Origin of the sequence: Bradyrhizobium sp., assembly GCF_035701725.1 — a bacterium.
Taxonomy (GTDB): domain Bacteria; phylum Pseudomonadota; class Alphaproteobacteria; order Rhizobiales; family Xanthobacteraceae; genus Bradyrhizobium.
Genome location: NZ_DASSRP010000298.1, coordinates 1 through 3,162, shown reverse-complemented (window position 1 = coordinate 3,162; position 3,162 = coordinate 1). Strand labels below are relative to the sequence as shown.

4 protein-coding genes and 1 pseudogene are annotated in these 3,162 nt (G+C 62.5%); all 5 read left to right on the top strand.

All coding sequences use genetic code 11. The features are described 5' to 3' along the window. Positions 1-123 (top strand): annotated as a pseudogene (locus VFL62_RS17715) (ABC transporter substrate-binding protein); the annotation flags it as partial. A 154-nt stretch (positions 124-277) separates the two neighbouring features. Beyond that, positions 278-1,147, top strand: a complete 870-nt coding sequence (locus VFL62_RS17710) for a branched-chain amino acid ABC transporter permease (RefSeq protein WP_325173681.1) — start codon at positions 278-280, stop codon at positions 1,145-1,147. A 9-nt stretch (positions 1,148-1,156) separates the two neighbouring features. Next, a complete protein-coding gene (locus VFL62_RS17705; RefSeq protein ID WP_325173680.1) occupies positions 1,157-2,197 on the top strand; it encodes a branched-chain amino acid ABC transporter permease in 1,041 nt (346 codons plus the stop codon). Further along, positions 2,194-2,946, top strand: coding sequence for an ABC transporter ATP-binding protein (locus VFL62_RS17700; RefSeq protein WP_325173679.1), 753 nt, complete (start codon positions 2,194-2,196; stop codon positions 2,944-2,946). The genes VFL62_RS17705 and VFL62_RS17700 overlap by 4 nt, the downstream gene beginning before the upstream one ends. Further along, positions 2,939-3,162, top strand: a 224-nt coding sequence (locus VFL62_RS17695; protein ID WP_325173678.1) for an ATP-binding cassette domain-containing protein, incomplete at its 3' end; no start/stop codon positions are given. The genes VFL62_RS17700 and VFL62_RS17695, both read left to right, overlap by 8 nt.

The following is a 3,162-nucleotide window of genomic DNA, read 5'->3' as shown; positions in this document are numbered from 1 at the left end:
GAGACGCGCGACATCATCCAGAACATCTACATCCGCAAGGTCGAGAAGGTCGACGGCGAACTCTACAATGTGGAGTTCGCGACCTTCGAGGGCGTCAAGGACTCCGGCAAGACCAAGAAGTGACGCGATGCGTCATCCCGGGGCCGGCCCGATACTGGTTTTGTCATGGCCGGGCTCGTCCCGGCCGTCCACGTCTTTCCGTGGAAAGGTGCAAGAAAGACGTGGATGCCCGGCAAAGGGCCGGGCATGACGATCTTATCCAACGGCCGACTGCCCCATGACCTCGATCCTCACCAATCTGTTCGACGGTGTCGCCTACGGCATGTTGCTGTTCGTGCTGGCTTGCGGCCTTGCAGTGACGCTCGGGCTGATGAACTTCGTCAATCTCGCCCACGGCGCGTTTGCCATGACCGGAGGCTATATCTGCGCGGTACTGGTCAATCAATCCGGCTGGCCGTTCTTTGCTGCGTTGCCGCTCGCCTTTATCGCCAGTGCCGCGGTCGGCGCGGTACTGGAGCGCACGCTCTACCGTCACCTCTATGCGCGCAGCCATCTCGACCAGGTGTTGTTCAGCATCGGCCTTGTCTTCATGTCGGTAGCAGCCGCCGACTACATCATGGGATCGTCGCGCATTTTCATCAAACTTCCGGCTGCGCTCGAAGGTCAGTTCGATTTCTTCGGGGTCGGCATCGGCCGCTACCGGTTGATGATCATCGCGATCTGCGGGCTTCTGACCGCGCTGCTGCAACTGATCCTGGCGCGCACGCGTTTCGGCAGCAGGCTTCGGGCAGCCGTCGATGATCCGCGGGCGGCGATCGGCCTTGGCATCAACGTGCCACAGGTATTCGCCTTCACCTTCGCATTCGGCTGCGGCCTTGCCGGTCTCGGCGGCGCGCTGAGTGCGGAGATCCTGGGGCTCGACCCTTATTTTCCGCTAAAATTCATGATCTATTTTTTGATCGTGGTGACAGTCGGCGGCTCGTCCAGTATCACCGGGCCGTTCCTGGCCTCGCTTCTCCTCGGCATCGGCGACGTCGCCGGCAAATACTACGTGCCGAAGATGGGGCCGTTCGTCATCTACACCATCATGATCGTGATCCTGATCTGGCGCCCGAACGGCCTGTTCGGCCGCACCGCCGCGCGTTGAGGCAGAGCGATGTCCGGACTGACCGCGCAATCCGAGGTCGGACTTTCTGCAAGGGCGCACGCCCGCTGGCACTGGAGTGAGATCGCCTTCTGGGCCTTGCTGCTGGCTTGCGGATTTTTATTTCCGTCCCGCTATCTGATCATGACCGAGATCGTGCGGCTTGGCCTGTTCGCGCTGTCGCTCGATCTGATCCTGGGCTATGCCGGAATTGTCTCGCTTGGGCACGCCGCTTTCTTTGGCGTCGGCGCCTATTGCGCAGGCTTGCTCGCGCTGCACGGCATCGTCACCGAACCGGTGCTGGCGCTGGTGGTGGCCGGGCTTGTTGCCATGGCGGTCGGCTTCCTCACCAGCTTCCTGGTGATCAGGGGCGTTGATCTGACCCGTTTGATGGTGACGCTCGGCGTCGCTCTCCTGCTGGAGGCGCTGGCCGAGCGCTATTCCAACATCACGGGCGGCACCGACGGGCTGCAGGGCATCGAGATGGCGCCGATTCTTGGCCGTTTCGCCTTCGACATGTTCGGCAAGGTCGGTTTCTTCTATTCGCTGGCCGTCTTGTTCGTGCTGTTCCTGCTGGCGCGCCGCGTCGTGCATTCGCCGTTCGGACTGTCGCTGCGCGCGATCAAGAACAATCCGCTACGCGCCGCCGCAGTCGGCGTCCCCGTCAACCGTCGCCTGATAGCGGTCTATACAATGGCGGCCTTCTATGCCGGCATATCCGGCGCGCTGTTCACGCAGACCACGGCGCTGGCATCGCTCGACGTATTCGCCTTCGAACGTTCGGCGGATCTGATGCTGGTTCTGGTGATTGGCGGCAGCGGTTATCTTTACGGTGGGCTGATCGGTGCCGTCGTTTTCAAGATACTGCAGGAGTTCTTTTCCAGCATCACGCCGCAATACTGGCAGTTCTGGATCGGTCTCGTTTTCGTCGTGATCGTGCTGGTCGGGCGCGCGCGCATTCACCGCTGGGTGCTGTTTGTGCCAAACCTGATCATACGCCAGTTCGGCGGGGGCAACGCCGTCGTCACGGTTCCGGAGAGCGACGCCTCATGAGCATCGCGCTGGAAACCAGGGATCTGCAGAAACAGTTCGGTGGGCTGAAGGTTACACGCGACCTTTCGCTCAGGATCGAGCAGGGCGCCCGCCATGCGCTGATCGGTCCGAACGGCGCCGGCAAAACCACCATCATCAATCTCTTGACCGGCGTGCTCAAGCCCAATGGCGGGCGGATCATGCTGGAGGGGAATGACATCACCGATCTGCCGGTGCATGTCCGCGTGCTGCGCGGACTGTCGCGAACCTTCCAGATCAACCAGCTCTATCCCGATCTGACGCCGGTCGAAACTATCGGCCTTGCGGTGTCGGAACGGCTCGGCCGCGGCGGCGACTGGTGGCGCGTGATGGGTACGCGCGACGACGTCAATGGCGAGATCGCCGAAAATCTGGCACGCTTCGGTTTGCTCGACGTGATGAACGAACCGACCGCGACGCTTCCCTACGGCAAGCAACGCCTTCTGGAGATCGCGCTCGCCATTGCCGCAAGACCGCGTGTGTTGCTGCTCGACGAGCCCGCTGCCGGCGTGCCGGAAAGCGAACGCCATGATATTCTGGCCGCCGTAGGCCTCCTGCCGCGTGACGTCACGGTGCTTCTGATCGAGCACGACATGGACCTGGTGTTTTCGTTCGCGGACCGGATTTCGGTGCTGGTCAACGGCGCGCTGTTGGTCGAGGGCACACCCGACGAAGTTGCGCGCGATCACCGCGTCAAGGCGGTCTATCTTGGCGAGGCTGCCGATGGCTGAACTTCTGAGTATCGAGAACCTGCGCGCCGGCTACGGCGAGGCGGTGGTGCTGCCGGGCCTGTCGCTGCGCCTGCCCGAAGGTGAGGTGCTGGCGCTGCTGGGGCGCAACGGCACCGGCAAGACCACGCTGATCAATTCGATTGTCGGGGTCACCCGCCGTTTCGGCGGCGCAATCAGGCTTGCCGGCCGCGACGTGACGGCAATGCGGCCCGACCA